The organism is Collinsella sp. AM16-21 (assembly GCF_003471905.1).
Taxonomy (GTDB): Bacteria; Actinomycetota; Coriobacteriia; order Coriobacteriales; family Coriobacteriaceae; genus Collinsella.
Genome location: NZ_QRKJ01000001.1, coordinates 353,075 through 379,946 on the forward strand (window position 1 = coordinate 353,075; position 26,872 = coordinate 379,946).

Consider the following 26,872-nt stretch of genomic DNA (forward strand, 5'->3'; position numbering starts at 1 on the left):
ACCTTTGTCTCAATCTGTAACAGATAGAGACCTTTTGGCCGTCCAGATGTTACAGATTGAGACATTCGAATTCCCCTGAAGAGAAAATCTCAATCTGTAACAGTTACTCGGCAAAAATGGCTGCAGATGTTACAGATTGAGACAAAACAGTAAGGCATGCCGTTGCATCGGTCAAAACCACCACGAAGGTGCCTGTGAACCTGTCCCTTTTTGGTAGGTACAATAACCCATAAGGTAAGTATGTTTCTGAGTTATTTCGTGTTGACCCATTTGAGCGCGATAGGGTATAACTCTACTCAACCGCTAGGGATTTTATTGAGAAAGGTGTTCTACCATGAGCAAGAACCTCTCCCAGCAGGTCGTTCTCGACCGCCGCGGCTTCGTCGCCGCCACCTTCGCAACCGTCGCCGGCCTTGGTCTTGCCGGCTGCTCCGACACCAGTACCGAGGCCGACAAGGGTTCCGCCGGTTCCTCCAAGAGCTCCGAGGATACCGAGGTTTCCGCCACGCTCGACGCCAAGGCATTCGACAAGCTCGTCAACGACGGCCCCAAGGCCGATGACGACGCCATCGCCGCCAGCACCTGGGCTACGGCCGTCAAGGATGCCGGCGTCTTTACGATCGGTGGCGTCCAGACCTCCACGCTCTTCTCCCTCCTCAACGAGAAGGACGGTCAGACCCGCGGCTTCGACGCCGGTATCGCACAGCTCCTGTCCAACTACATTCTGGGCGAGAACAAGGTCGAGATCACCCAGGTGACCTCGGACACGCGCGAGTCCGTCCTGCAGAACGGCCAGGTCGACGCCGTCTTTGCCACCTACACCATCACTGACGAGCGCAAGAAGCTCGTCTCCTTTGCCGGTCCCTATTACTACACGCAGCAGGCCATCCTGGTACTCGCCGATAACGACGACATCAAGAGCGTCGACGACCTGGCCGACAAGAACGTCGCCGTCCAGTCCGGCTCCAACGGCCCCGCCATCCTGGAGGAGCTCGCTCCCAAGGCCAGCCAGCAGGAGTTCAAGACCGACGAGGAGGCCCGCCAGGCACTCCAGCAGGGTCGCGTTGACGCCTACGTCATCGACAACAACATGCAGCAGAGCGCCCTGGTCCGCGAGCCCGGTAAGTACAAGATTGCCGGCAAGCCCTTCGGCAGCAAGGAGCCCTATGGCATCGGCCTGCCGCTCGATTCCGACGGCGTCGCCTTCGTCAACGACTTCCTTAAGAAGATTGAGGACGACGGCACCTGGACCGAGCTGTGGCAGATCTGCATCGGCGACCGCACGGGCGACACCAATGTTCCCGAGCTGCCCGAGATCGGCGCCTAGGCAACGCGCCTAGTAACGGCCGCAACGAAACCATACGGAAACGCACGGTGCGCTTTATTGCGCTAAACTGTTTCTTCACTGAGTTGTCGGGGCTTCCGTACACACGGGAGCCCCTTTCCTTATCGGCGGGAGGTCCGCATGAGTCTCTCCGAGCTCTGGTCGCTCTATGGCCAGAACTACATTGACGCGCTGCTCGCAACCTGGGGCATGACGCTTGAGTCGTTTGCCATCGCCATGGTGCTGGCCGTCGCCGTCACCGTGATGCGCGTGTCGCCGCTCAAGCCGCTGCGCGTCTTTGGCGACCTGTATGTCCAGGTCTTCCGTAACATCCCCGGCATCGCGCTGCTCATTATCGTCGTCTACGCGCTGCCGCCGCTCAAGGTCGTCCTGCCCTATCGCACCTGCGTTATCGTCGCCACAGTGCTCTTGGGTTCTGCCTTTGGCTCCGAGAACTTTATGAGCGGCATCAACACCGTCGGCGTCGGCCAGGTGGAAGCCGCTCGCTCGCTGGGCATGAGCTTCAACCGCATCCTCGCCAAGATCGTGATTCCGCAGGCACTGCGCTCGAGCGTGCTGCCCATGACCAACCTCTTTATCGCCGTCATGCTCACCACCGCGCTCGGTAGTCAGGTGCCGCTTAAGCCCCAGGAGCTCACCGGCGTGGTGAGCTATATCAACACGCGCTCGCTCGGCGGCGTCGCCGCGTTCTTTATCTCGGCGCTCGGCTACCTGGGCACAGCCTTTGTGGTGAGCCACATTGGCAACTACATCGATAAGAAGGTGAGGATCCTCCGATGAGCAAGCACTCCTCCCCCGCGCTCACCATGCGCGATGCGCTCTACGAGGCTCCCGGCCCCAAGATGCGCGCCAAGATTCGCATCGGCACCGCCATCTCGCTTGTTGCCGTCGTCGCACTCGTTGCCCTCGTGTTGCAGCGCTTTTATGTGACCGGCCAGCTTTCGGTCCACTATTGGTATTTCTTTACGCACCTCACCACTTGGAAGTTCCTGCTTGCCGGCTTTGAGGGCACCGTTAAAGTCGCACTCACCGCTGGCGCCATCGCGCTGGTGCTCGGCCTTGCCCTTATGCTCGGTCGCACCAGTGACATTAAGCCGCTGCAGCTGGTCTGCCGCGTGCTCACCGATTTCTTCCGCGGCGTGCCGAGCCTGCTGTTCATCTACTTCTTCTTTTTGGTGCTGCCCCAGTACAAGATCGCGCTGCCGTCGTTTTGGATGCTCACGCTTCCCGTCGCGCTCGCCGCAGCCGGTGTACTGGCCGAGATCTTCCGTGCCGGCGTCAACGCCGTGCCGCGCGGCCAGGTCGAGGCTGCCCAGGCGCTCGGCCTCTCCAAAGCTAAAATCACCTTTAAAATCGTATTGCCCCAGGCTATTCGGTTTATCATTCCGTCGTTGATTTCGCAGCTCGTGGTCGTCGTCAAAGACACCACCGTCGCCTACGTGGTGAGCTACCCCGACCTCATGCAAAACGCCCGCGTGCTCATTACCAACTACGACGCCCTCGTGTCGGTCTACCTGGTGATCGCGGTCATCTATATCCTCATCAACGTCGCGATCAACAAGGCCGCCGTCTACGTCTCGCACAAGACCGGCGCGACCATCATCCGCTAACGATTTACCATTTCGAGTCATAAGGAGCCGAGCACCATGGCACAGAGCACCTCTTCCACCGGCAATCAGCCGCTGATCGAGCTCAGACACGTCGATAAGCACTACGGCGATCTGCACGTCCTCAACGACATCAATCTCTCGGTCGACCGTGGCGAGGTCGTCGTCGTGATCGGCCCCTCGGGCTCGGGCAAGTCGACCATGTGCCGCACCATCAACCGCCTGGAAACCATCGACTCGGGCGAGATCCTCATCGAAGGCGAGCCCCTGCCGCAGGAAGGCAAGGATCTTGCCCGCATGCGCGCCGAGTTGGGCATGGTGTTCCAACAGTTCAACCTGTTCGCACATATGACGGTGCTGCAAAACGTCATGCTGGGACCGGTCGATGTGCTGGGCGTCTCCAAGGAGGAGGCTCGTGAGCGCGCCATGGATCTGTTGAGCCGCGTGGGCGTTGCCGAACAGGCCGATAAGGTGCCCGCACAGCTTTCGGGCGGCCAGCAGCAGCGCGTGGCCATCGCCCGTTCTCTTGCCATGCAGCCCAAGGCCATGCTCTTCGATGAGCCCACGAGCGCCCTTGACCCCGAGATGATCAACGAGGTGCTCGAGGTCATGGTCCGTCTAGCCCAGCAGGGCATGACGATGATCGTCATCACGCACGAGATGAACTTCGCCCGCCGCGTTGCCGATCGCGTCGTGTTTATGGCCGACGGCCAGATCGTGGAAACCGGCACACCCGACGAGTTCTTCGACCATCCCCAGACCAAGCGCGCCCAGGACTTCCTCAACTCCATCAAGGGCCACTAACCCCATTGCCACGCGGGGCAAATTCATCAACAGCGTTTGCCCCGCGCCGCCCCTGCGCCATGTCCACCCGGATTCGAAAGCCACGCCCATGATCGGAACCCGCACCTCATCGTCCTACACCCCGCATGTCAACGTCGACCCCGCCGACCGCCCACTCATCCTCGTCGCACCGCGTTGGGAAGAGGCAAAGCCGTTTTTGAGCGAGACGCTCTCCCCCAACGAGGAAATCGCCAGTGTCTTTGTCGATGCCATTCTTGCCGCCGGCGGCCTGCCGCTGCAGATGTCCATCACCGAGGACATTGAGGTTATCCGTCATTACGTCGACATCGCCGACGGCATCGCCATTCCCGGCGGCCCGGACGTCAACCCCAAGCGCTGGGGCGACGAGCGCCCCTACGACCCCACACTGTGCTGCGAGATTCGCGACCGTTTTGAGTTTAAGCTGGTTAACGAGGTGCTCTGCGCCAAAAAGCCACTCTTTACCACCTGCCGCGGCACGCAGCTGCTCAACGTCGCCACCGGCGGCACCCTGTGCATGGACGTGCCGAGCCTAGGTGCGCGCGAGGGTCGCACGCAGTGGCGCCATACCCACGTGCTCAACGACCCTGTGCATCCTGTCGAGGTCGTGCCGGGCTCGCTGCTGGAGCGCGCGGTTGGCGGGCACAGGTTGATCCAGACCAACTCGGCACATCACTGCTGCGTCGACCGCCTGGGCAAGAGCACGCGCTTGGTCGCCAAGGCAACCGACGGCGTGCCCGAGTGCATCGAGGTCGAGGGCCAGCCGTTCTGCCTGGGCGTGCAATGGCACCCCGAGTACACCTGGCAAACGCTCGAGACCGACTTTAACCTGTGGAAGTCGTTTGTCGAGGCAGCGGCTAAGGTAAAGCAGGCTCGTTAGCTCGCGAACCACATAGGCTAAAGCTACCCATACAGGGGGGGACACCAACTACGGTGCCCGCCCCCTGTATTTGATACGCTCGGTATGATCATCCCTCACAAACAATCAAAGAAATCTCGACCGCAATCGGTCGACGGTAAAGCAGATGGCAAAAACGCTTGCTACGTTTATTAGGCAGTCAATCAAAATCGAAACGCATTGACCGCCCCCCAACGGGGTCACGCCGCAAATCCACATGAGCATCGAGGACGGAAACGGAAGCATGGAATTGGCTCCGACCTGTATGTAGATCGTTACGACGTTGACAAGCAACAGCATGCCAATAGAACCGAAGCCGGATCCAAAATAGGAAACAACGATCACGCAAGAGACCACGTATGCAAGGCAGACCGCACTCGCCAGAAGAAGTCGATCGCAAAACATATTCAGGTTGAAATACTGTTGAGCATCCAAAACGATTGCGCAGTTAAGACAGTACAAAACGACACTTGACAGGATAAACGCGCCCAATAGGGCGAAAGAAGACAGCATCGCTCGCGCAACGGTAACGCACGCCCGCTTCCCTCCCCGAGCCTCCGACAGCCCCCACGGTTCCTCGACAAAGCCCGAACTGACAAAGCGCGGCACAATACAAGCCGCGATGAACGGAAAGAACAATGCATGAGCCAACGGGGCTACGTTGAACAGCAGACCGCGAAAAACCTCTGCATTACCAAATAGAAGGACATCCTCCGCCGATAGCCGAAGCGTCGGGTCTGGGAAGAAGCCCAAGAAACTGTTCTCACGGAGGCTGCAGAACCACATCGGGAAAGAATTAAGCTGCAATACCACCATGCACGCATAAATTACCGGGATTAAGGCGTACGTCCATTTACTCACGTGCTTCAATTCTGAATGGAGGAATCTTTTAATCTGACGAGCCATTGAGCACACCCCCAGCACGAAAGCTCACGAGAGCGTAAATCAATACCGATAAACAGCTGGCTGCCACGCCATAGCCCAGAAGCGCCAGTTGCCCCATATCGCTATACCCAAGGGCGCATCCGACTCCAAGGTACGGCCCAGGAAGGAAGAAGATCCATCGCAAGGATGGTATAGGTGCCTGAAGGAAGGCTCCGTAGAGCGTCAAGCTCATGACAAATCCGATTATTATTGCAGCCCCGCTCAATACAGCGCTGCCTGTAATCCGATAGATGGTCACCGTCTCCAGCGCAACCGATATCACCAATACGGTGTTGACTATCATTGCAGGCAAAAATGCAGCCAGCATGCCATGCGCGTAGCTATGCCCTCCACGTATTATGGCTATTGCAAACAGAAGAAAGCAAAGCGCACTATATGCTGCGCCAATTATTAAAGCAGACGAAAGCGCATGAGCTAGAACCCCATAAAAGCGGGTAAGACCTCTTGCTGAAGAAATTCGGTATCCCTCTTCATAGCCGTGCTCCTGTAAAATCGCCAGGCAAACGATGAGTGGAACGAACAGAGAGGTGCCGGCAAAAGCACTGCGCACAAGGGACTCATCGGGTGCAGAAGGATCGATTACATTCCAGAAGAAACCAATATCCTCCCCAAAAACGCTATTGCCAAAGGCGAGCAACGTTGTTCCGTTTTTTAGAAAGACACCGAAGAGAAGGCCGAACGCCAGCATAAGCGCAAGACCAAGCTTCGCCGGAAACATCCTGTACAAACGCATCATATCTGCCTTTATGGGATGGATCGCCCGCTTCATAGCGAGACCGCCTTCATCAAGCGCCTGTAATACTCTTTTAAGGACGACGCCTCATCCCTTATGATGTCCATCGGTTCCTTTTTCAGCAGTTCGCCGTCATGAAGAAACAGGCAGCATGTTGCAACCGATGCCAGCTCATCCAAGTCGTGGCTAGAAATAAGCATGGTTTTGCCCTGTTCTTGATTCAATCGACCGATAAGGGCCCATATACTCTCGATGCCCAACGGATCCAATCCATTTGCCGGCTCATCGAAAATTAGTACGTCGGTATCGCCCAACAAAGCCGTAGCTATATCCAGCCGCCGTTTCATTCCCAGAGAAAAACTGCCCACGCTCTTTTTCTCTTCGACGTCCAGCCCGACTAGGCTCAAAACGCGAGGAATCTCACAATTCGCATCAAGCCCCCATTCCGAACATCGGATTTGGAGATTCTCAACCGCACTGAGGGATTGGTATGCTCCGCTGGAATCTGGCACATAGCCGACACGCGTCCGCATCAGGCCAAGCTCTCTTTTTGATTTGCCTCCAAAGAGCTCCACGCTCCCCGACGATGGCTCGCAGAGGCCCAAGACGATTTTAATAAGCGTGCTTTTGCCCGCACCGTTTGCACCGACAAGGGCACAGAGCTCAGACTGATGCACCTCGAAAGAAACGTCATGCAAAACGCGCCGTTTCCCGTAGCGCTTTGATACTTTTGATAGCTTTATCGCTGATGCGTTCATTGGCCTCCCGTTCTGCTTGATAGCAAAACCGCTCATATCGTTCCTTCTTTCCTTTATCGTTTTCCATGGTTGTTATTGTTTTTCGATAACTCATATTTGTCAAGATAATCTAAAAGAAGGGACCCGTGTTAGACACAGGTCCCTTCACGCTGATACTTCGTTTTAGTTGTTTGCCTTAAGCTACTCGTCACTCAAATCGACAGCGAAGACTGATGTCGGAAGCGATACCTCATTGCCTCCGCCGTCCCGCATCTGTCTCACGACATTTTTTGCGCGCTCGACAATAAGCTCCTCAAGCTCTTTCTCGCTCACGCGCTGAATAATATCTCCCGGTTGACAATCAAGCTCATCACAGATATCGAGAAGCGTCTTTAGGCGAATAGCTTTTATCTTTCCGTTTCTAAGCTTTGAAATATTAGCCGGAGTATGCCCCGTCGCCCGAATCAGATCAGCGCTGGTCTTTCCGGTCTTAAGCAGCTGCGTCTCAAGCTCGATGATGAGATAGCTCATGTTTCCTCCTACACAAGCTCGTCAGACTGCTCTTGGAGCAGCGAGGCATAACTCCAGATCGCCGAGATAAACAAACAGACAACTGCGCCGATAAACGACCCCGCATCAAAGGTAGCGCCTTGGCAAATCTCAATAACGAAGGAATGAGGCACGATGTAAAGCTCCAGTCCGCCAATGGTGAGATTGACCGATCCATAGGCACCAACAAGCGAAACCGCGGCGTTAACAGCAAAGGCAAGCGCGAGAACACGGATAAGCCGCACATGCGTCTTGGTAAAGGGCGAGACGCCCCGAGAGATGTTATGGCTGATTCCGCACAAAACGACAAGCGAAACACCCACGACGAGTGCCAGGCACAGCCCGCTTGGGATAACGATGCTCCCGCCATCGAGAAGCGTCACGACACCGAAAGAATCGACAGAAACAACGTTTGCAACCGCATACCAGATCACGTAAACAACCAACGCGGCAAAAGCGACGAGCATTCCCGCAAAAACGACCGCCATGCAAAAGCCAAGCTTCCTTACAGTCTCGCCCGCCTTGGCCATACGCTGAACGCTGTTGGACATACACTCACCCTCATCGAATCTATCGTTATCCGAATAGTTTATCGAACAACGATATGGATTGCATGCGGAAAGCCCCGCCAGTGCGCATAGGCCATTCACCAATCAGAAGGGGTGAGAGTGGATTTTTGGACACGTATCGAACGAGAGTGGATAATCTCCCACTTTGAGGTCGCCACCGGGCCTAAAACGGGAGATTATCCACTCTCATAGCCATCAAAGCTCGCGAGCTCTTACTCGGCCACCTCGCGCAGGGCCGACATCGTAGCCGCATATTGCTGCTGCAACGCATGCATTCCCGCGCGAGCGCCGTCAACGGCATCGGCGCCGCGCAGCGCCTCGGTCACCACGACCGCCGGCTCGTACAGATTATCGAATCCCAGGTTCTGGCTCACGCCCTTGAGCGTGTGAGCTGCCATAAACGCTTCCTTGGCGTCTCCTGCCGCCATGGCGGCCTCCAGCTTGTCCATGCTCTCGTCATCCAAAAACTTGAGGGCAAAGCGGGCAAGCATCTCCTCGCCCATCAGCCGAGTGCAAGCGTCATCATAATTGGCGCCGATCTTCTCATACGCTTCACGCATGGAAATCATGGATTCAAACTCCTTTGGTCAAACTAAATCGTAGGAAGCGCAACGACCTCGGCAGGGCGCGCCAATGTTTCGGCAATACGGTCTTGCACCTCGAGCAGACAGTCGAGCAGCAGCGGGTTAAAGGTGCCGCACTTACCGTCCAGGATCATCTGGATCGCCTCCTCGTGCGGGATGGCATCCTTGTACACGCGCACGCTCGTCAGCGCATCGTATACGTCGGCCACCGAAACCACCTGTGCGGCGATGGGGATATCGTCGCCCTTAAGGCCATCGGGATAACCCTTGCCGTCCCAGCGCTCGTGGTGCCAACGCGCAATCTGGTACGCATATTCCATAAGCGCATTACCGGCGTGATGGCTACCCAGCTCAAGCAGCATGTCGGCGCCGATCGTGGTATGCGTCTTCATAATCTCGAACTCATCGGGCGTAAGGCGTCCGGGCTTGTTGAGGATCGCATCGTCAATCGACATCTTGCCGATATCGTGCAGCGCCGAAGCCAGGGCGATCGTGGAGCGTTCCTCATTGTCGAGGGAGATCGTGCCGCTACGCTGGACCAGATAGCCAAGCAGCAGCTCGGTCAGCTTTTCGATGTTCGTAACGTGCCTGCCGCTCTCGCCGTTGCGAAGCTCCATGACGCCGGCCATGATGTCGATGAGCATGCGACTGTTCTTGACGCGCTCGTTGTACTGTTGGGACAGCAGGTTCGTCAGGCGGCGCTGTTTGGCGTACAGGCGGATGGTGTTGCTTACGCGGCGGCGCACGACACGGGAGTCAAACGGGCGGTTGATATAGTCCGAGGCGCCCAGCTCGTACGCGCGCAGAACCGCATCATCGGAATCTTCGCTCGAAATCATGATGACAGGCAGATTATCGATACCCGATCGGCGCGACAGATCGGCCAGCACCTCAAAGCCGCTTATGCCCGGCATCACAATGTCCAACAGCACGAGCGACAACTCATCGCCATAGCGGTCGACCATGTCGAGCGCCGCACGACCGTTATCGGCCTCGAGGATGCAATGCTCGTCCTTGAGCATCTCGCTGAGAATGGCTCGGTTCATCTCGGAGTCATCGGCGATAAGCACCAAAGGCTTTTCGCTTTGGAAGGCCTCGATGGAATCGGCATCGGTCACGACCGTACCGGCTTTTGCCTTAGCGCGGCTCAGTAACTGAGCAGCGCGGCCAACGCCCTCATCGACCGTCTCGCCATGAATGCGAACGCCACCAACACATGCCGTCAAGCTCACGTACTCATGGCCCGGAATAATCGTGGAATGAACGGCATCGGACACCTGATGCAGGCGACGGGTGAAGTCATCGGAGGGAATATTGGGCATGACAACCACAAACTTGTCGCAGCCATAGCGCACAAGCTCGTCAGTCGAACGAATTCCGCTGCGTATGGCTGTCGCCACAGCACCGAGCGCAAGGTCGCCGGCATGACGGCCACACGTATCGTTGAAGGCCCTAAAATCATCAACGTCGATCATCGCAACGCCGGCATTCATGCGGGCGCTGCGAAGCTTTTCCTCGTAATATCGGCGATTGCGCACGCTCGTCAGCACGTCGGTGTAGACAAGGTCCTCTTCCGCGGCCTCTTGCTCATCAATCGGACGCACCATCAGCAAGACGTGAGGCTCGCCCTCGACCTTCAGAGGGCGTAGACGGGCGCGGTACTCAGTGCCATCATTGAGCAGTTGCTCCGACACCTCATCGGAGTCTGCCAAAGCCTCAAGACTCGACTGACGCAGACAAGGGCAGCGATCGCCGGCGAGCAAGCAGTTAGGCTCGCTCTTAATCTGATCGGCCGACAGCAAACGCACCACGGGGTAGTTCTTCGCGACACGGGCGACCTCAGCGGCAGCCTCCTCGTCGGTTAGATTGACCTCGTGATTATTGAGCATATGGGGCCCTTTCGATAGTTTCGCATGGTAGCGGTGGGTTCCAAATGCTACAAGGGTAACACCTTGTCGATGCAGGTAAGTACGTGAATGCTGTTACATTTTTATGAGTTGGCAGGCGGCGCGATTGAAGTCGCAGACGTGAGGTTTTGAGCACATTTGTTAACACGGCCGAAACGTTTGCGGGTGAAGCCTGCTTTGGCCATTGCGGGTGTTAGAGCCCCAGGATGCCACGGACAGCCCGGGCAGCCGCTGCCGGGCGATCGCGCAGACCGTTATGCGCGCCCGGGATCGTCACGAGAGGGCAATCGAGATATTCGGCAGCCGCTCGCGTGCCAGCCTCGCGGGGCGTGCCAATCGAGAGCTCGCCCAGGAGCACGGCGGCCACCGTTTTTGACGCGCGAACGCTATCCCAATCGGGAACGCAGGTCATAGTAATCCCGTATTCATTGGCCATGAAGCAACGACCATTGCGCAGGGCATGTTTGGCTTCCGCTTCGGTCGTTCCAGGAGCCTCGGGGTCCAAGTCGCCGAGGGCTCCCAAGAAAAGCCGGAGCGCCCTTGAAACCTTTCCAGCCGCAATCATATCGAGCAAAACCGGGGCTGCGCCCATGCCGACGCCTTCGGCCGACACAGCCGGCTCATGCAGAATCGCACGGGCGACGAGATGGGGTTCGGTACGAAGAAGCTCCAGCGCCACCAACGTACCGGCGCTGTGCGCAAGCACATTTGTCGGAGCGCCAACGTGTTCGATCACGGCTTGCAGATCGGCGGCCTGAGCGGCAAGATCATAGCTGCCGTCTGCCGCATCGCTGCTGCCACCACAGCCGCGGCGGTCGTAGGCAATTACGCGGTAGTTGCGACTGAGCTCACAAGCGATGCCGTCGAAAAATGTGCCGTCGACACAAGCGCCGTGCACGCACACCAAGGCAGGAGCATCAGGCGACACATCCGGGTCGGCATATTCGCGACAGGCAATCGTGGTGCCCGCATTCTCGACCGTAAAATCCATGTTGTGCCCCCATCATCAATGCTCATCCAGTTGCACGTCAGCACGGTTGGATGGACCCGCATTGCTTTACACCTTGTTAACAGATTAACTTTACCCGACCCGAGGCTTTTCATGGCACGGCATCATGAGCGACGTGAAAAAACGAAACTTGTAAAGCAAGAGCCCACACCTTGCTTTGGAGCCGATGCTATGCTTAGGCACAATTGTCTTGAGGAGCATATGCCTATGTCTACGTTTTTGAATGCCAGCCCCATCTTTGGGCCCGTTCGCAGCCGTCGCCTTGGTCTCTCGCTCGGCGTCAACATGATGCCGGCCAGCGGCAAAATCTGCACGTTCGACTGCATCTACTGCGAGAACGGCCTCAACGCCGAGCGCCCCTGCCATGAGCCGTATAACACGGCTGCCGTGGTACTCGAAGCGCTCGAGGCAAAGCTGCGCGAGATGGCAGCCGAGGGCGAGCTCCCCGATGTAATCACCTTCGCAGGCAACGGCGAGCCCACCGCCGCACCGGAGTTTCCACGGGCCATCGCCGGCGCCGTCGCACTGCGCGACGAGCTTGCCCCAAACTCCAAGATCGCCGTGCTCTCCAACGGCACACGCGCCGACCGCCCCGAGGTGCACGACGCGCTCATGATGGTCGACGACAACATTCTTAAGCTCGATACCGTCGACCCGGCGTTTATCCAGCTGCTCGACCAGCCTGTTGGCCCCTACAACGTCGAACACCAGATCGAGACGTTCGCAAGCTTTGACGGTCACGTTATTATCCAGACGATCTTTTTGACCGGCGAGTATCAGGGCAAGCTCATCGACAATACCGGCGAGGAGTATGTTGCCCCCTGGCTCGCGGCGCTTGAGCGCATTCGTCCGCAGGAGGCGACCATCTACACGGTCGCGCGCGAGACACCAGTCGCCGGCCTTGCCAAAGCAGCGCCCGAGGTGCTCGACGCCATTGCCGCGCGCGTGCGCGCCCTCGGTATTCCCTGCCAGGTGAGCTACTAGCGCGGCCGCCCGCCAGCAGCTAAATTAGCCCCATCCCAAATGAGCTGGTCTGCGGGTGGGCTATACTAGCTGCGAATGAAAGGAAGTTAGCCATGTTTGACAATGGACCCGTGCCCGGCCGCAACGACGCCTGCTGGTGCGGCAGCGGCAAAAAATATAAGAAATGCCATAGCGCCTTTGATGAGCGCCTCGAGCGCTTGTGGGAAGAGGGCTGGGAGGTTCTGCCCCGCACGCTCTACAAGACACCCGCCGACATCGAGGGCATCAAGCGCTCGGCCGCCATCAACGTGGGCGTGCTCGACTACGTAGGCGAGCACATCGCCGCGGGCATGACCACCAACCAGATCGACCAGATGATCTACGACTACACCATCGATCACGATGGCACGCCGGCTGACCTCAACTATGAGGGCTACCCCAAGAGCGTGTGCACCTCGATCAACGACGTGGTCTGTCACGGCATCCCCTGCGATACGGACGTGCTGCACGAGGGCGACATCATCAACGTCGATTGTTCCACGATCTTGGACGGCTACTTTAGCGATTCGAGCCGCATGTTCTGCATCGGCAAGGTCTCTGCCGAGCGCCAGCGTCTGGTCGACGTCACTCGCGCCAGCGTGGAAGCGGGTCTAGCCGCCGTCAAGCCATGGCTACCGCTGTCCGTGATGGCCGAGGCCGTGCAAAAGACGGTCGAGGACGCCGGTTTTAGCGTGGTGCGCGAGTACGGCGGACACGGCATTGGCAAGGAGTTCCACGAGGACCCGTTTGTAGGCTTTACCACCGAGGCGCCCGATGTGGACACCATCATGGCTCCGGGCATGGTCTTTACCATCGAGCCCATGGTCAATGCCGGAGCGCCCGACATCAAGATTAGCAAGGGTGACGGTTGGTGCGTGCGCACCAAGGACGGCAGCGATTCGGCCCAGTGCGAGGTACAGCTCGTAGTGACCGAGGACGGCTACGAGCTGCTGAGCTGGTAGCCGCACGGACGCCGGGCGCTCATGGACTTATAAACCGTCCATGAGCGCCCGGCGCTTTATTTAAGCGTTTTGCCTGATAAAACCTGCCAAAATAAACCTGTCCCTTTTTGGCAGGTCAAGCGGAGAGGACTGCTTGTGAACATCCTGGTTTTGTTGCCCGTCAACGACCGCCATCGCGCAATTCTTGAGTCGAGCGCTCCGGGCGAGAACTTTATCTATACGAGCGCCGACGCCATCACGCATGAACAAGTCGCCAACGCCGACGTGATCTTGGGCAACATAGACCCTGCCCTGCTTACCGCATGCGAGCACCTCCAGCTACTGCAGCTGCAGACCGCGGGCTATGACGACTACCTTGCTGCCGGCACCGTGCCGGCTGACGCCAAGCTGTCTTGCTCGGTGGGCGCCTACGGCCAGGCCGTGAGCGAGCACATGTTTGCCATGGTGCTGTCAATGATGAAGCGCCTGCCCGGCTACCAGGACCTGCAGCGCGAACATCGCTGGGAGGACTTGGGCCCGGTCACCTCGCTCAAAAATGCCAACGTGCTGGTGCTGGGCGCGGGCGATATCGGCGGCCACTTTGCCACGCTCTGCCGCAGCATGGGTGCGCACGTCCGCGGCATCAAGCGCCATCCGCTCGTCTATCCCATTGTGTTTGAGGACATGGACGGCATGGATGCCCTGTCCGAGCGCCTAGCCGAGGCCGACATCGTCGCATCCTTTATGCCCAGCACACCCGAGACCCGCGGCCTGGCGAACGCCGAGTTCTTCGCCGCGATGAAACCGGGCACCTTCTTTGCCAACGGCGGCCGCGGCGATCTTGTGGTCGCCGACGACTTGGTTGCCGCCCTGGAGTCGGGACATCTCGCCGGCGCCGCGGTCGACGTCACCGACCCCGAGCCGCTGCCTGAGACAAGCCCACTGTGGGATGCACCCAACATGCTCATCACGCCGCACGTCTCCGGTTGGTTCCACCTGGCAGCCACACTTAACAACGTGGTCGACATCGCCGCCAAGAATCTGCGTCACCTGCAGGCCGGCGAGACCCTGCGCTGCTGGATCGAGCACTGATTTGTTCCGGCGTTTTACCAAACGCCGGAACCCCTCGACGCTGCGAGCCCGCCGTTTGGCCAATCTGCCGTTCAATTTCAAAGGCGCGACCAGAAGGTCAGCGCCTTTTCATTTCACGGCACCTTGGCTCAAACGGCGGGCTCTCGCTGACTTTTGTTCAACCTGCGGCGCTTTGCTGGCGCGGCCCTACCTGTGGACTCTCGCTGACCATTATTCGACCAGAGGGGTCTAGCGCTATTTAAGCGTTGTTAGATAGTTTCTTGCGTTTTCGACGTTCATTGCTGCGACGGGCGCATGCGAAGAGAGCTTGACATCGTTGGTGACCAGGAGATCTGCCTTTGCGCGTATCGCTGCCGCAATGATTAAATCGTCTTCGTAATCGCTATGGAGCTCACGCTGCCTGCTCGCCATCCATATATCGCTCAGGTCACAGGGCACTGGCGTGGCAAGCTGCGACAGCACGCTAAGACAATCCCATGCAAGCGAAGTCGCTACCGTAGCGGCATACTGGGAAAGCGAACCATGCTCGCGCCGATACCATGCCTTATGTTCGCTTGAAATCAAATAAAACAGGTCTTTGGACGATGTCGCCGCGTACAGCAAATCAACCTGCGCCGTGCATGCATCGCGTAAAAACTCAATCGCCACCGAACGACCACGTCGTGAGGGAATGAAGTAATCGAGCCACACGTTGGTGTCAACCAAGATGCGCTTTGGAGTCTCACTCATAGAGCCAGCTCATCTCCTCGCCATAGCGATCCGCATAGGCATTCCGTTTGAGCTCTTCGTCGTCCGATGGCTGAGCCTTGACCATATCGATTCCCGACTCACAGCAAGCGGCAGCGAACAGCTTCGACCCCTGATCCATGAGCTCGAGCTTACGTTTGGCGGCCTTTTCGCGCTCGCGCTGTTCCGCCCGGGCACGACTGGGCAGCAGGATATCCTCGAGCGCACCGGGGCGATCGGCCAGCGACGCTGCAAGCTGCCAGAGCGCTCGCACCGCTTGGCTCGGCGTCATACCGGCCTTGGAGAGAGCGGCGTCCCCACTCCTTTTAAGATCGGCATCGAGACGTACGTTGATCTGAGCGGCTGTTGTGGTCATAACCCCTCCTTAATACTTCAAAACTATCATAAAACTCTATGGTAGATACGTAAAGCATGTATAGCATTTATAAGCATTAGCCGTACTCTGTACACAAAAAGCCGCCGAGGCACACTGCACCTCGGCGGCTACGCATCACCAATCCAGTTCGGTTTCACCCTTTGCATTCGCCCAGATAAACCCTGCCAAAATTAACATCCCTTTTTGGCAGGTTTTAGAGCTCCACACTTTCGGCGCCGTTGATGGTTAGGTTGCGCTCGTAGAAGGCGGTGAGGGCGCGGATAGCGTACATCACGTCGCGCACGCCGCCGGTCTCGTAGCTCGAGTGCATGGCAAGCTGCGGCAGGCCCACGTCCACGGCATGCATGCTCGCCTGCATATTGGACAGATTGCCCAGGGTAGAACCGCCGGCCATATCGCTCTTGTTGGCAAAGGCCTGCGTGGGCACGTCGGCGTCATCGCAAATGGCCTGGAACACCGCGCGGCTAAAGGCGTCGGTGCAGTAGTGCTGGTTGGCGGCCTCCTTGATGACGATGCCGCCGTTGAGTACCACCTGATTGCGGGCATCGCACTTCTCGGCATGGTTGGGGTGCACGGCATGTGCATTGTCGCAGCTTACAAGCATCGAGGCGGCAAGTGCGCGGTGGTACGACTCGTCGTCAAAGCCCAACGATCCGTTGATGCGGCGCAGCGCGTCGGCCAAGAACGTCGACATGGCGCCCTGCTTGGTCTCGGAGCCAACCTCCTCATTATCAAAGCAGCAGAAGACCGAAACGTCGTGCGCGTTCTCGGCACCCAAAAATGCCTGCAGTGAGGTGTAGGCGCAGGCCAGGTCGTCGAGCTTGGGCGTCGAGATGAACTCGTCGGCCCAGCCCCAAATGCGCGCATCCTGACGATTGACCAGGAACAGATCGCGGCCCAGGATCTGCTCGGGCTCAACGTCCAGTTCGTCAGCGATCAGGGCGTCAAAATCTCCCTGCTTAAGGTCACCGGCGCTGATGAGCGGGCACAGATCAATGGCTCGGTTGGGAGCAAAGTCCTCGTTAACGCCGCGGTTCATGTGGATGGCAAGGCTCGGGATAATAGCGACCTCGCGCTCGGTGGCAAGCAGGCGGCTCTCAATACGGTCGCCCTCGCGCACCAGCACGCGTCCGGCCAGCGCGAGCGGACGATCAAACCAGGTGTAGTCGATCATGCCGCCGTAGGCCTCGGTGTTCAGGCGCAACGTCTCGCCTGCGCCGTCAAGCTCGGGCACGGCCTTGACCTTAAACGTCGGCGAATCGCTGTGCGACGCCGTGAGCTGAAAATGATAGTCACCGGCAACGCCGTCCTCGCCCCACGTCGCAGCCAAGTCCTCGCCCACCTTAAAGGCGATAACGCTCGAAGTATTGCGCTGCGTGTAGTAACGACCGCCCGGTTCGATATCCCATGCCGCGTTCTCGGGCAGATAGGTAAAGCCTGCCTCGTCGAGCTCGGCCATAATGGTCGCCGCCGTATGGAACATGCTGGGGCATGCCTCGATAAAGTCGATAAGGTCGTTGGCGGCCTCGATATCGTCGGCCGTCACGTGCGCGCGCTCGGGCGTTTCCTGATCCGTCATGCTCTCCCCTTTCGCTGGGTTGATGGTCCCTTCCAGCATACCCCGCCGCGCCAGCGCCGCACTCTTCATTCCGTGCTTAATTCCGCGCCGCTCACCAAGTTGAGTCATCATGCCCGCACTCCTTTTGCGACAATTACGCTAACAGGACGAGAGGAGTCGTCATGAAGCCACGTAACATTGCCATCGCCTACGGTGTCGCGGGAGCCGCCGTCGGCCTTGCCGCTGCCACCGGTATCGTTTATCACAAGCAAATCAAGTCCGCCGCGTCGCTCAAACGCTTGACCGACTATGCGGATGGCTATGACCTGTACGCAATCGACATCGCCTACGACTACGATCTTGATCGCATCATCGCTGCTGGCGTGCGCGACGACCAGGCCTACATCGATGCCGTGGTGGCGCAGGTGCTGCCCGGTGTGCCGACACATGTCCAGGCACCCCAGTTTGCCTGCAGCGCTTTTGTCGCCGTAGATGCCGAAGGCCGCGTGCGCACCGGTCGCAATTACGACTTTAAGGACGACACCTCGGCGCTGCTGGTGCGCAATCACCCGCGTGACGGCTATGCCTCCATCGGCTTTGCGGCCCTCAATAACCTGGGCGATAACACTCCGCTTGACTCCATCGCCGGACGCGCCGCGGCGTTGATGGGCCCGTTTGCCCAGCTCGACGGTGTTAACGAATGCGGCGTGTCCATTGCCGTACTCACTCTGGATTCCAAGCCCTGTGACCAGGACACGCAGCGCCCCGTCATCAATACCTCGCTCGCCATCCGCTTGGTGCTCGACCGCGCGGCTACCACACAGGAGGCCGTCGACCTGCTTTCTGCCTATGACATGCACGCCATGGCCGGACGCGACTACCACTTCTTTATCAACGACGCCGCCGGTGACGCGCGCGTAGTAGAGTGGGATCCGCACGATCCGGACCGCGCTTTCAAAGCGACTCCCGTACGCCAGGTTACGAACTTCTACACCTGCTATGGCGACGAGGTGCTCCCCAACCAAAAGAATGGCGAGCTGGGCCATGGTAAAGAGCGCGCCGTCGCAATCGCCGATGTCCTTGACGCCCATGTCGGTGCCCAAGACGAGGCAGTCGCTTGGAAGGCCCTACGCGCTGCAGCGCAAGAGCCCAATCCGGAAGACATCACCAGCAACACGCAGTGGTCGGTCGTCTTTGACAATACCGAACCCGCCGCCGCTATTACGCTGCGCCGCCACTGGGGCGACGCCGACGCCTTCGCACTGTAAGGAGCCAGGCCCGTCGACCTTACGCTCGCCTGACGTTGCTTACATTTCTATACGCTTGAGCTAACACGTTTTACCCCCGTATCAACAGTGTGCGGGGGTAAACTTATGCGCATGTTATAACTTGCCCGGAAGGATTCATCATGCTCAGGATCGGTCTTCTTACCAGTGGCGGCGACTGCCAGGCGCTCAACGCCACCATGCGCGGCATCGTCAAAACACTCATGACCAATAGCGAAGAGCCTATCGAGATCTACGGTTTTGAGGACGGCTACCAGGGCCTTATCTACAGCAGGTTCCGCGTCATGACGCCCGCCGATTTTAGCGGTATCCTCACCCGCGGCGGCACCATCCTGGGCACGAGCCGTACGCCGTTCAAGCGCCTGGATACTCCCGAGGCCGACGGCGTCGAGAAGGTGCCCGCGATGGTCCACACCTATCACAAGTTGCAGCTCGACTGCCTGTTTATGCTGGGCGGCAACGGCTCCACCAAGACCGCCAACCGCCTGCGCGAAGAGGGCCTCAACGTTATCGCCCTGCCCAAGACCATCGACAACGACACCTGGGGCACCGAGTTGACGTTTGGCTTTACGAGCGCCATCGACGTCGCCACCAAGTGCATCGACGACATCCACACCACTGCCTCGAGTCACGGCCGCGTGTTTGTCATCGAGATCATGGGCCACAAGGTCGGTTGGATTCCGCTGTATGCCGGCGTCGCGGGCGGCGCGGACGTCATCCTGATTCCCGAGATCCCTTACGACATGGATAACGTCATCAAGACCATCGAGCATCGCATGGAAACCGGCAGCCGCTTTACCATCGTGGCCGTCGCCGAGGGCGCTATCTCCAAGGAGGACGCGGCGCTGTCCAAGAAGGAATACAAGAAGAAGCTTGCCGAGCGCACGAGCCCGTCGATCGTCTACGACATCGCCAAGGAGATTGAGGCCAAGACCGGTCGCGAGACCCGCGTCGCCATCCCCGGCCACACGCAGCGCGGCGGCCAGCCCGATGCCCAGGATCGCATCTTTGCGACCCAGTGCGGCGTCGAGGCCGCGCTTGGCTGCCTGCGCGGCGAGTTTGGCTACATGATCGCCCTGCGTGACGGCAAGATGTGCCACATGCCGCTCGAGGAGGTCGCCGGCAAGCTCAAGCATGTCAACCCCCAGAGCGATCTGGTACGCGAGGCCAAGGCGTTGGGCATCAGCTTCGGCGACGAATAGCCTCGGCTGGAATCCACCCCATCGGGCCCTCCGACCCCGCCCGACGTATTTCGATTTGGCTCCTCCCTTGACTCCGTCAAAGGTCGCCAATCGAAATCGTCGGGCGGGGTCGGAGGGCCCTGCGTTTACATACTCGCCGGGGCTATTCGTCTTCTTGCTGCGGGTGCCTGGTCTGAAATTAAGTTGCGGTGAAATAGTTCCCGCTTAGCCCGCAAATGGCTGAATCTAGAAACTATTCCACCGTAACTTACTGAGTGGGGACTCTTGGCTGCTACTTGCACTGACATTTGTCCTAAAATGGCTGGTCGTTAGGGGTTGCTACCGGTAGTTGCGGTAGGGTCGGAGCAGATTCTAACTAGAAATGGTGGTCGCTACCGGTTGTTCTCGGCATACTCGGCTCATTCGATTCGACCATCAAACGAAAGGAACCACCATGGATCTTGCGATGGCACAGCGCCTCGTCGATCGCCGTAAAGCTGCCGGGCTTTCTCAGGAGGCGCTTGCTGCCCAGCTGGGCGTAAGCCGCCAGGCTGTTAGTAAATGGGAGCGCAGCGAGTCCTCACCCGATACCGATAACCTTATTGCGCTCGCCTCGCTGTATGGCGTGTCGCTGGATGAGCTGCTGTATGGGGTGGCGGTGGCTAGCGCTGATGACTCACAGGCTGATGATGAGGCACAGGACAGCAACGCCGGCACCAAAGCTTCAGATGAGGCTGAGGATTCTGCCGAGCACGCCGATTGCGGCGACAAACCACTTGTCGATATTTCCCTCGCGCGCGGTATCCACGTCATTGATCCCAATAAAGGCGAGGAAGTCCATGTTGGCTGGAGCGGCATCCATGTGACCAACGAGCGCAAGGGCGAAGAGGTGCATGTGGGGCCGGGCGGCGTGCATATCGATACGCTTGAGGACGATGGACATAGCGTGCGTACCAATGACAACGGCACCGTCACCATCGATGGCGAGACGTTTTCCAGCTGGAAGGAAGCACACGACAAGCTCGACCATCATGGTAGGCATTTCCACACCAAGGTCGGACGTGCATGGAACAAATTCCCCTTCCCCGCACTTGTCACTCTTGCCTATCTGGTGCTTGGCATTGTCTACGGCACATGGGGCATGGGGCTCTTCCTCGTCTTTTTGGTTCCCGTCTACTACGCGATTGGTGACTTCATCGATCGACGCCACCTGTCTAAGCTGATCGAGGTCATCTACCCGGCAGCCGCCATCGCTTGGTTCCTCTACATGTGGCTCTGTTTGGGACAGCCCCATCCCGCATGGATCATCCTCATCACGACTCCCATCGTAAAGGCGCTCATGCGCTGGTGTCGCAAACAATGGAAGTGCCGCAAGCAGGCCTAAACCGCCCCAACCAGCCAGCGCCACTCATCCGACACCGCCCGCCCCTTTCAAGTTGCGGTGATATAGGGACTGTTTTGAGGCTCCAAAGCGCCAAACAGTCCCTATATCACCGCAACTTACAAACAACTGGGTCAGTTCCGGCACGGAGATTAGCATTGAACTGACCGCACACCAAGAAAAGGGCCCATTTACTACGTTTAACTCGAGAAGGCCGACCATACCCGCCTTTTCCGATAATTGGCAAGCCCTCTACCTGCGGTTTTAATTTCATAATCTTTGTCATGGTCGAGGGTGTGGTAGCAAACGTAATAGATAGGCCCATTTTATGACATACGACCCATTCAAGCTCAATCTCGAAGGCTAAAGAGAGCCTCTCATCCACGCCTGTGAGCGAAAACCAAATAGAATGAAAGGCAAATGGAAAAGCCCGTTTAACGAGCGGAGGACATATGCGCGACGTAGCCGAAAGCGACTGGAAGCTGTTTAAGAAAATGCTTCCTCAATGGCAAGAACGTTATATGGAAAAGCTCATCGGCCAGTATGTTGAGATACTGAACGGCGACAGTGAAGCGTCCAGTAGATTTTGGGCACTAGAAGAGCACCTCAATAGAGACAAGCTGTCCTCAGGCGTAATTGCAAACGACATTCGCCGCAGCACAATGCACCGCGAGATAGCCAATTTGCTTATCGACAGCGTGATCACCCTTGACGACCTTGACGGTTTTACCGAGGACATTAAGAGCTATGCGCAACACTGGATTGGCCAGTAAGAGCACTGAACGACAGACATCCCCGGCAAAACGGGGCAAACGCCGGGCCACCTAATGGTTGTCCGGCGTTTGCCCAGATAAAACCTGCCAAAATAAACTTGTCCCTTTTTGGCAGGTTACTCGGCACTCTTGAGGGCGCCGACCATGTCGATCTTATTGAGGGTGCGATTGGTAGCGAGGTTGACGATAAACGTAAAGGCAAAGGAAAGCACTACGGCGAGCACATAACTCAGCGGCTCGACCTCAACGTCAAAGTAGAGCGACGGCATCTGCAGAATGTACGTAAAGCTCTCGGCCAGCAGGCTACCCAGCGGCACGCCCAACGCGGCGCCAATCGCCGTGAGGATTAACGTCTCCTTGTTGACGTAGTGGTGCACCTCGCCGCGACGGAAGCCCAGCACCTTGATAGTCGCCAGTTCGCGCTCGCGCTCCGAGATGTTGGTGTTAGACAACGTAAATACCACCACAAACGACAGGCACGCCGCCATAAAGGTCACAAGCACCACGACCGAATTGATAATCGTAAAGTTTGCCTCATAGTTTTCCCAATGCTCGGCGGTACTCGACAGCGCAATCCAACCATCGCTCTTAAGACGGTCGGTAAACGCAATCTGATCGGCCGACGAACCCTTAAGCAGCGCAAGGATGCCGTTAAGGCGCGCGCTTCGACCGAACGCGCGCTCATAGGTGCCCTGCGTCATGTAAAGCGTATTGCCCAGATAGTTGAGCGAGATGTCGCTGACTTTGACCTTGGCAACATTGAGCGACGAATCCTGGACGTGAGCCGTGTCACCCGGCTTGATCCCCAGCACCAGCTGAGAGCTCTTGCTCAAATACACATCCCCGTCACGCAGGGCGAGCGGTTCTTTGGACTCATCCTCCAGGCGCACGTAATCGCCCAAGTCACCCGTGCGGTCGTCGGGAATCACGATGAGCTGCACGGTCTCGCTCTTACCGCCAAATGTAAAGGTGACGTTGTCTGTCATAATTGGCAGCGTCGAAGTCACGGTCACGTTGGAATCCTTGGCTGCACTGCGTTCATCCAGTGCTGCGCACGTCTGCGAAAAATCGTCGGGGTTGGCGACCGCCAGCAAGTCGTAGCGCGTGATGTGCCCGTACTGCTTGGGCGACAGCGCGACCGACGTATCGCGGATACCCATACCGCAGATCACGAGCGCCGTGCATCCCGCAATGCCAAAGATGGTCATAAAGGCGCGCTTTTTGTAGCGGAACAGGTTGCGTGCAGCGACCTTGTTCAAAAAGCCCATGCGGTGCCAGATAAAGCCGATGCGCTCGAGCAGAATGCGCGAACCGGCGCGCGGAGCCTTGGGGCGCATGAGCGAGGCAGGGGTCTCGGCCATCTCGTGGCGGCAGGCGATAATCGTGGCTCCCACCACGCCCACGGCAAACAGCGCCACCGAAACGATCGAGGACACGATGTCGTACGAAAGTAGCATCTGGGGCAGCGAGTACATGTCGTCGAACACCGTAAACAAGAACAGCGGCAGACCCACAAATCCGATGATATTGCCGAGCACGCCACCGATCAGACACGCCCACAGCGAGTAGTCCACATATTTGGACAGGATACGCCCGCGTGAATAGCCGAGCGCCTTGTACAGGCCAATTAGTGTGCGCTCCTCCTCGACCATGCGGGTGGCGGTGGTGAGGCTGATAAGCACGGCGACGATAAAGAAGATGAACGGGAACACCGTGGCGATGGCCTCGATCGAAGAACTATCGCTCTCGACGCTCGAGTAGCTTGCGATATTGCCGCGGTCCTGGATGTACCAGGTGCATTCGCCTAGGTCAGAGAGCTCGGCGCGGGCATCGGCAAACTGCTGGTCGGCGGCGGCGCGGCGCTGGTCCAGGTCGGCTTGCGCCTGCGCACGCTCGTCGCTGCCCTCGGCCATGCGATTGATGTTGTCCTGCTCGATCCCAAAGAGCATGGCGGCCTGACGCTCGGCCGTATCCAAGCTTGTCGGCGTGTCAACCGTCAACTCCTGGACGCGCACCTTCTCACGCTCCTCGCGGATCTTCTCGATATTGCCTTTGACCTCGTTGATCTTTGTCGTGTAGGCATCCGAATAGGAGTTGAGGCTCTTGGCTCCCTCGACGACCACGTGGACCGCGGAGTAGGAAGAAGATGTCGCAGCATCCTCGCTCACATAGAACTTATAGTCCGCCGCCGAAGCAGCGCGAAAGGCGTTGACTGTCGAGTCGGAGCTCACGTCGGTAGGATCGAGGACCTCGGCCGTAATGGTGTACTCGCCCGCGGCAAACTGATCCTTGGCGCTTTGGTTCGACGAGCTCGCGTCATTGGCGGCAAAACTCACCGTATCGCCGAGCTTTTTGCCCGAAGCCTTCAGGAACTTCGAAGTTACCGCGACCTCATCGGCGCCCTCGGGCAAATCGCCGTTCACGAGCACTGGCTGATCGATGTTCTCCTTGGAGAGACTTTGCACGACCACGCGCTCGCGCGTTGTGCCCACGGCGGTGTAGGCGGTCTCGGTGTAGATACCCTCGGCCGTCTCGACGCCGTCGACCTCTTGAATGGCCGCAAGATCGTCACGCGTAAGACCATAGGTCGACTGCACATTAATGTCATAGACATTCTGCTGGTCAAAATAGGCGTCAACCGAATCGCACAGGTCCTCGCAGCCCGCCTTAAGACCGCACATCACACTCACGCCGAGCGCGGTGATGACCACGATGGACAAGAAGCGCTTAAGACTGCCTCGGATTGTGCGGTAGATGCCACGGCGAAACACCGCCGGCACCATATCGTTTGAGCTTTGGGCAGTGCGGTAGGTCGTAAAATCCTGCTCTCGCTCCGTGTTCTGCGCGTCGCGGCGTTGGCTGTTTTGGCGGTCCTGATTCATGGGCGCTACCACTCGATCGTCTCGATCGGCACGGGATTTTGCTGGACCGTCTCGCTCTCCACGCGGCCGTTCTTAAAGCGGATCAGGCGATCGGCCATGGGCGCCAGCGCGGAGTTGTGGGTGATGATAATGACCGTGATGCCTTGCTTGCGACAGGTGTCCTGCAGCAGCTGCAAGATCTGCTTGCCGGTTTTGTAGTCGAGGGCGCCCGTGGGCTCGTCGCATAGAAGCAGCTTGGGGTTTTTGGCCAGCGCGCGGGCAATGGACACACGCTGCTGCTCGCCGCCCGATAGCTGCGCGGGGAAGTTAGCAAGGCGGTCGCCCAGGCCAACCTGGCAAAGCGTTTGCTCGGCATCGAGCGAATCGGGGCAGATTTGCGCCGCAAGCTCAACATTTTCGAGCGCCGTCAGGTTGGGGACCAGATTGTAGAACTGGAAGACAAAGCCGACGTCGGCGCGGCGGTATTCCACGAGCTGCGCCTCGTTAGCGGAGCTCACATCGCGCCCGTCCACCGTCACGGTGCCGGAAGTCGCCGTATCCATGCCACCCAGAATGTTGAGCGCCGTGGTTTTACCGGCGCCCGAAGCGCCCAAGATAATGGCAAGCTCGCCACGCTCAACGGTAAAGCTCGCGCCGTCGAGCGCGTGAATGCGGGCATCGCCCTCGCCGTATGCTTTGATGACGTCTTTAAATTCGATATAGGCCATCGATCGGTTCCCATCTGGTCGGATAACTCTTTAGTATTACCCATTTCGCACCTATCAAAAAGAGACAGGTTTATTTTGGCAGGTTTTATATGGGGAAACGTACCTCTTTGGGGGCAGCGCGGGACGCGCAGGGGCGGCCGTGCAGATCGGCACAGCCGTCTCACGTGGAATCGACCGACGCCTGCCTTTCCGTGACACCGGCAACTCGTTTTTGCTTGTTGGCATGGCCGCCATTATGCCTTGGGACTGAGCACTCAAATTCTCACTCCTCATTGCCACGCTTGCCGCAAGCTATCAGGGTGACGAGATGACAACGCTCGCTGTAGCAGCGCAGCCACACTCTATAAGCGAGGCGTTTGCCAGCAAAAAAGCGCGCGACAGGGTAAGCCCGCCGCGCGCTATCCTATGCGGACTAGTTATTGTTGTTGGTCATCGAGGCCACTGCTGCCGCAAGATTGGAAATGGGCATCGTCTGCAACCAGATGCGACCGGGACCGGTGAGCACGGTGTTGAACACGCCCTCGCCACCAAACATGATGTTTTTGACGCCCTTGACCATTTGAGCGTCGATGCTCACGGTCTCCTCAAAGCCGGCCACGTTGCCGGTATCCACAATCATCTGCTGGCCAGCAGCGAGCTCGTACTCAACCAGGTCGCCGTCGATCTCGGCAAAAGCAACACCCGAGCCCGTGAGCTTCTGCATGATAAAGCCCTCGCCGCCAAAGACGCCGGCCTTTGCCTTCTTGTTAAAGTGAATGCTCAACTCGACGCCACTTTCCGCGGCAAGGAACGAACGCTTCTGCAAAATCCAGCTCTTGCCCGGACCGATCTCGATTGGCACGATGCGGCCGGGGAAGCAGGAGCCAAACGCGATCATGCCATCGCCACGCGCGGTCCAAATGTTTTGGAACAATGCCTCACCCGAAAAAGCCTTGGAGAACATCTTGCCGATGCCACCGCCCGAGGTAGACATTTCCATGTTGGGGGTCATCCAAGCCATGGCGCCGCTTTCGGTGATCATGGATTCGCCATCGCTAAGGTTGCATGTAACAACCGGGAAAGCCCCTCCGCCGATCTCGTACTGCATGACCGTCTCCTTTCCACTCAGGAGCCGAATAACGATGCCTATATTTTAGCAGGTAGAGATGCATATGTTCACACCGCCCATGCCCTCTCCTGCGGACGTTTCCCCAGACCTTGATTATCGACTTTATCCGAACACCTCCCACATTCATCCGTAC

The 26,872-nt window shown here is 58.1% G+C and carries 26 protein-coding genes and 1 pseudogene; 13 read left to right on the forward strand and 14 right to left on the reverse strand.

The window, feature by feature from the left end:
• The first annotated feature begins 334 nt into the window (after positions 1-334).
• The 5 genes from DW180_RS01550 (at position 335) to DW180_RS01570 (ending at position 4,654) form a co-directional block, all read left to right on the forward strand.
• Complete coding sequence (locus tag DW180_RS01550) at positions 335-1,327, forward strand: glutamate ABC transporter substrate-binding protein (protein WP_117802881.1); 993 nt, start codon at positions 335-337, stop codon at positions 1,325-1,327.
• A 138-nt stretch (positions 1,328-1,465) separates the two neighbouring features.
• Positions 1,466-2,125 (forward strand): amino acid ABC transporter permease, encoded by a 660-nt coding sequence (locus tag DW180_RS01555; RefSeq protein WP_006234894.1) that lies wholly within the window; start codon positions 1,466-1,468, stop codon positions 2,123-2,125.
• Positions 2,122-2,955, forward strand: coding sequence for an amino acid ABC transporter permease (locus DW180_RS01560; RefSeq protein ID WP_117775915.1), 834 nt, complete (start codon positions 2,122-2,124; stop codon positions 2,953-2,955). Before DW180_RS01555 ends, DW180_RS01560 begins: the two co-directional genes overlap by 4 nt.
• 36 nt (positions 2,956-2,991) lie before the next feature.
• On the forward strand, positions 2,992-3,756 hold the full coding sequence (locus tag DW180_RS01565; protein WP_117746439.1) for an amino acid ABC transporter ATP-binding protein: 765 nt from the start codon (positions 2,992-2,994) through the stop codon (positions 3,754-3,756).
• Positions 3,757-3,844: 88 nt separating this feature from the next.
• Positions 3,845-4,654 carry a gamma-glutamyl-gamma-aminobutyrate hydrolase family protein gene (locus DW180_RS01570; protein ID WP_118237075.1) on the forward strand — a complete coding sequence of 270 codons (810 nt, stop codon included), beginning with the start codon at positions 3,845-3,847 and terminating at the stop codon, positions 4,652-4,654.
• Between the two features lie 105 nt (positions 4,655-4,759).
• Here DW180_RS01570 and DW180_RS01575 read toward each other — a convergent pair whose 3' ends face one another.
• The 8 genes from DW180_RS01575 to DW180_RS01610 form a co-directional block, all read right to left on the reverse strand.
• A complete protein-coding gene (locus DW180_RS01575) occupies positions 4,760-5,578 on the reverse strand; it encodes a hypothetical protein (RefSeq protein ID WP_118237077.1) in 819 nt (272 codons plus the stop codon).
• Positions 5,562-6,386: a hypothetical protein gene (locus DW180_RS01580; protein WP_118237079.1), complete on the reverse strand. Its 825-nt coding sequence runs from the start codon at positions 6,384-6,386 to the stop codon at positions 5,562-5,564. Before DW180_RS01580 ends, DW180_RS01575 begins: the two co-directional genes overlap by 17 nt.
• Positions 6,383-7,144, reverse strand: a complete 762-nt coding sequence (locus DW180_RS01585; protein WP_118237081.1) for an ABC transporter ATP-binding protein — start codon at positions 7,142-7,144, stop codon at positions 6,383-6,385. The genes DW180_RS01580 and DW180_RS01585 overlap by 4 nt, the downstream gene beginning before the upstream one ends.
• A 144-nt stretch (positions 7,145-7,288) precedes the next feature.
• Entirely contained in the window at positions 7,289-7,618 is a 330-nt protein-coding gene (locus DW180_RS01590; RefSeq protein WP_117758382.1) for a helix-turn-helix transcriptional regulator, read from the reverse strand.
• A gap of 8 nt (positions 7,619-7,626) precedes the next feature.
• Positions 7,627-8,187 (reverse strand): hypothetical protein, encoded by a 561-nt coding sequence (locus DW180_RS01595; protein WP_117758381.1) that lies wholly within the window; start codon positions 8,185-8,187, stop codon positions 7,627-7,629.
• Between the two features lie 230 nt (positions 8,188-8,417).
• Positions 8,418-8,774: an Hpt domain-containing protein gene (locus DW180_RS01600; RefSeq protein ID WP_117758380.1), complete on the reverse strand. Its 357-nt coding sequence runs from the start codon at positions 8,772-8,774 to the stop codon at positions 8,418-8,420.
• A 23-nt stretch (positions 8,775-8,797) separates the two neighbouring features.
• Positions 8,798-10,678, reverse strand: coding sequence for a diguanylate cyclase (locus tag DW180_RS01605; RefSeq protein ID WP_117758379.1), 1,881 nt, complete (start codon positions 10,676-10,678; stop codon positions 8,798-8,800).
• A gap of 211 nt (positions 10,679-10,889) precedes the next feature.
• Positions 10,890-11,687, reverse strand: a complete 798-nt coding sequence (locus tag DW180_RS01610; protein ID WP_117758378.1) for an alpha/beta fold hydrolase — start codon at positions 11,685-11,687, stop codon at positions 10,890-10,892.
• A gap of 225 nt (positions 11,688-11,912) precedes the next feature.
• On the opposite strand from DW180_RS01610, the gene DW180_RS01615 reads away from it, so the two are divergent.
• The 3 genes from DW180_RS01615 to DW180_RS01625 all read left to right on the forward strand — a co-directional run bounded on the left by DW180_RS01615 (position 11,913) and on the right by DW180_RS01625 (position 14,740).
• A complete protein-coding gene (locus tag DW180_RS01615; RefSeq protein WP_117584148.1) occupies positions 11,913-12,689 on the forward strand; it encodes a radical SAM protein in 777 nt (258 codons plus the stop codon).
• Between the two features lie 92 nt (positions 12,690-12,781).
• Positions 12,782-13,669, forward strand: coding sequence for a type I methionyl aminopeptidase (map, locus tag DW180_RS01620; RefSeq protein WP_118237083.1), 888 nt, complete (start codon positions 12,782-12,784; stop codon positions 13,667-13,669).
• Between the two features lie 135 nt (positions 13,670-13,804).
• A complete protein-coding gene (locus tag DW180_RS01625; RefSeq protein ID WP_118237085.1) occupies positions 13,805-14,740 on the forward strand; it encodes a D-2-hydroxyacid dehydrogenase in 936 nt (311 codons plus the stop codon).
• Positions 14,741-14,974: 234 nt separating this feature from the next.
• On the opposite strand, the gene DW180_RS01630 is transcribed toward DW180_RS01625, so the two are convergent.
• The 3 genes from DW180_RS01630 to DW180_RS01640 form a co-directional block, all read right to left on the reverse strand.
• Complete coding sequence (locus DW180_RS01630; RefSeq protein WP_233545136.1) at positions 14,975-15,445, reverse strand: PIN domain-containing protein; 471 nt, start codon at positions 15,443-15,445, stop codon at positions 14,975-14,977.
• A 16-nt stretch (positions 15,446-15,461) separates the two neighbouring features.
• Positions 15,462-15,842, reverse strand: a complete 381-nt coding sequence (locus DW180_RS01635; RefSeq protein WP_117584152.1) for a translation repressor RelB — start codon at positions 15,840-15,842, stop codon at positions 15,462-15,464.
• A gap of 214 nt (positions 15,843-16,056) precedes the next feature.
• Positions 16,057-17,442, reverse strand: coding sequence for a M18 family aminopeptidase (locus DW180_RS01640; RefSeq protein WP_233545137.1), 1,386 nt, complete (start codon positions 17,440-17,442; stop codon positions 16,057-16,059).
• Between the two features lie 161 nt (positions 17,443-17,603).
• On the opposite strand from DW180_RS01640, the gene DW180_RS01645 reads away from it, so the two are divergent.
• From DW180_RS01645 to DW180_RS01660, 4 genes are all read left to right on the forward strand, one after another.
• Entirely contained in the window at positions 17,604-18,689 is a 1,086-nt protein-coding gene (locus DW180_RS01645; protein ID WP_117640210.1) for a carcinine hydrolase/isopenicillin-N N-acyltransferase family protein, read from the forward strand.
• A gap of 140 nt (positions 18,690-18,829) precedes the next feature.
• Positions 18,830-19,909 (forward strand): 6-phosphofructokinase, encoded by a 1,080-nt coding sequence (locus tag DW180_RS01650; RefSeq protein ID WP_118237089.1) that lies wholly within the window; start codon positions 18,830-18,832, stop codon positions 19,907-19,909.
• Between the two features lie 433 nt (positions 19,910-20,342).
• A complete protein-coding gene (locus DW180_RS01655) occupies positions 20,343-21,272 on the forward strand; it encodes a helix-turn-helix transcriptional regulator (RefSeq protein WP_118237091.1) in 930 nt (309 codons plus the stop codon).
• Between the two features lie 449 nt (positions 21,273-21,721).
• Positions 21,722-22,042, forward strand: coding sequence for a multidrug transporter (locus DW180_RS01660; protein WP_118237093.1), 321 nt, complete (start codon positions 21,722-21,724; stop codon positions 22,040-22,042).
• Between the two features lie 116 nt (positions 22,043-22,158).
• On the opposite strand, the gene DW180_RS01665 is transcribed toward DW180_RS01660, so the two are convergent.
• Entirely contained in the window at positions 22,159-24,924 is a 2,766-nt protein-coding gene (locus DW180_RS01665) for an FtsX-like permease family protein (protein ID WP_233539794.1), read from the reverse strand.
• Positions 24,925-24,929: 5 nt separating this feature from the next.
• Positions 24,930-25,631 carry an ABC transporter ATP-binding protein gene (locus tag DW180_RS01670; RefSeq protein WP_117790890.1) on the reverse strand — a complete coding sequence of 234 codons (702 nt, stop codon included), beginning with the start codon at positions 25,629-25,631 and terminating at the stop codon, positions 24,930-24,932.
• 109 nt (positions 25,632-25,740) lie between these two features.
• Between DW180_RS01670 and DW180_RS10630 the strand changes: the two are divergent.
• A pseudogene (locus tag DW180_RS10630) lies at positions 25,741-25,881 on the forward strand (hypothetical protein); the annotation flags it as partial.
• Between the two features lie 162 nt (positions 25,882-26,043).
• Here the strand turns inward: DW180_RS10630 and DW180_RS01680 are convergent.
• Positions 26,044-26,718: a TIGR00266 family protein gene (locus DW180_RS01680; protein ID WP_117629922.1), complete on the reverse strand. Its 675-nt coding sequence runs from the start codon at positions 26,716-26,718 to the stop codon at positions 26,044-26,046.
• Positions 26,719-26,872: the final 154 nt, after the last annotated feature.

What these genes read in the sequence shown, in the direction of transcription:
- DW180_RS01565 (WP_117746439.1), top strand. Translation starts at nt 2,992, where the DNA reads ATGGCACAGAGCACCTCTTCCACCGGCAATCAGCCGCTGATCGAGCTC.
- DW180_RS01590 (WP_117758382.1), bottom strand. Translation starts at nt 7,618, where the DNA reads ATGAGCTATCTCATCATCGAGCTTGAGACGCAGCTGCTTAAGACCGGA.
- DW180_RS01610 (WP_117758378.1), bottom strand. Translation starts at nt 11,687, where the DNA reads ATGGATTTTACGGTCGAGAATGCGGGCACCACGATTGCCTGTCGCGAA.
- DW180_RS01645 (WP_117640210.1), top strand. Translation starts at nt 17,604, where the DNA reads ATGAAGCCACGTAACATTGCCATCGCCTACGGTGTCGCGGGAGCCGCC.
- DW180_RS01595 (WP_117758381.1), bottom strand. Translation starts at nt 8,187, where the DNA reads ATGTCCAACAGCGTTCAGCGTATGGCCAAGGCGGGCGAGACTGTAAGG.
- DW180_RS01550 (WP_117802881.1), top strand. Translation starts at nt 335, where the DNA reads ATGAGCAAGAACCTCTCCCAGCAGGTCGTTCTCGACCGCCGCGGCTTC.
- DW180_RS01680 (WP_117629922.1), bottom strand. Translation starts at nt 26,718, where the DNA reads ATGCAGTACGAGATCGGCGGAGGGGCTTTCCCGGTTGTTACATGCAAC.
- DW180_RS01660 (WP_118237093.1), top strand. Translation starts at nt 21,722, where the DNA reads ATGCGCGACGTAGCCGAAAGCGACTGGAAGCTGTTTAAGAAAATGCTT.
- DW180_RS01580 (WP_118237079.1), bottom strand. Translation starts at nt 6,386, where the DNA reads ATGAAGCGGGCGATCCATCCCATAAAGGCAGATATGATGCGTTTGTAC.
- DW180_RS01640 (WP_233545137.1), bottom strand. Translation starts at nt 17,442, where the DNA reads ATGACGGATCAGGAAACGCCCGAGCGCGCGCACGTGACGGCCGACGAT.
- DW180_RS01605 (WP_117758379.1), bottom strand. Translation starts at nt 10,678, where the DNA reads ATGCTCAATAATCACGAGGTCAATCTAACCGACGAGGAGGCTGCCGCT.
- DW180_RS01560 (WP_117775915.1), top strand. Translation starts at nt 2,122, where the DNA reads ATGAGCAAGCACTCCTCCCCCGCGCTCACCATGCGCGATGCGCTCTAC.
- DW180_RS01635 (WP_117584152.1), bottom strand. Translation starts at nt 15,842, where the DNA reads ATGACCACAACAGCCGCTCAGATCAACGTACGTCTCGATGCCGATCTT.
- DW180_RS01665 (WP_233539794.1), bottom strand. Translation starts at nt 24,924, where the DNA reads ATGAATCAGGACCGCCAAAACAGCCAACGCCGCGACGCGCAGAACACG.
- DW180_RS01615 (WP_117584148.1), top strand. Translation starts at nt 11,913, where the DNA reads ATGTCTACGTTTTTGAATGCCAGCCCCATCTTTGGGCCCGTTCGCAGC.
- DW180_RS01670 (WP_117790890.1), bottom strand. Translation starts at nt 25,631, where the DNA reads ATGGCCTATATCGAATTTAAAGACGTCATCAAAGCATACGGCGAGGGC.
- DW180_RS01585 (WP_118237081.1), bottom strand. Translation starts at nt 7,144, where the DNA reads ATGAGCGGTTTTGCTATCAAGCAGAACGGGAGGCCAATGAACGCATCA.
- DW180_RS01600 (WP_117758380.1), bottom strand. Translation starts at nt 8,774, where the DNA reads ATGATTTCCATGCGTGAAGCGTATGAGAAGATCGGCGCCAATTATGAT.
- map (WP_118237083.1), top strand. Translation starts at nt 12,782, where the DNA reads ATGTTTGACAATGGACCCGTGCCCGGCCGCAACGACGCCTGCTGGTGC.
- DW180_RS01570 (WP_118237075.1), top strand. Translation starts at nt 3,845, where the DNA reads ATGATCGGAACCCGCACCTCATCGTCCTACACCCCGCATGTCAACGTC.
- DW180_RS01555 (WP_006234894.1), top strand. Translation starts at nt 1,466, where the DNA reads ATGAGTCTCTCCGAGCTCTGGTCGCTCTATGGCCAGAACTACATTGAC.
- DW180_RS01575 (WP_118237077.1), bottom strand. Translation starts at nt 5,578, where the DNA reads ATGGCTCGTCAGATTAAAAGATTCCTCCATTCAGAATTGAAGCACGTG.
- DW180_RS01650 (WP_118237089.1), top strand. Translation starts at nt 18,830, where the DNA reads ATGCTCAGGATCGGTCTTCTTACCAGTGGCGGCGACTGCCAGGCGCTC.
- DW180_RS01655 (WP_118237091.1), top strand. Translation starts at nt 20,343, where the DNA reads ATGGATCTTGCGATGGCACAGCGCCTCGTCGATCGCCGTAAAGCTGCC.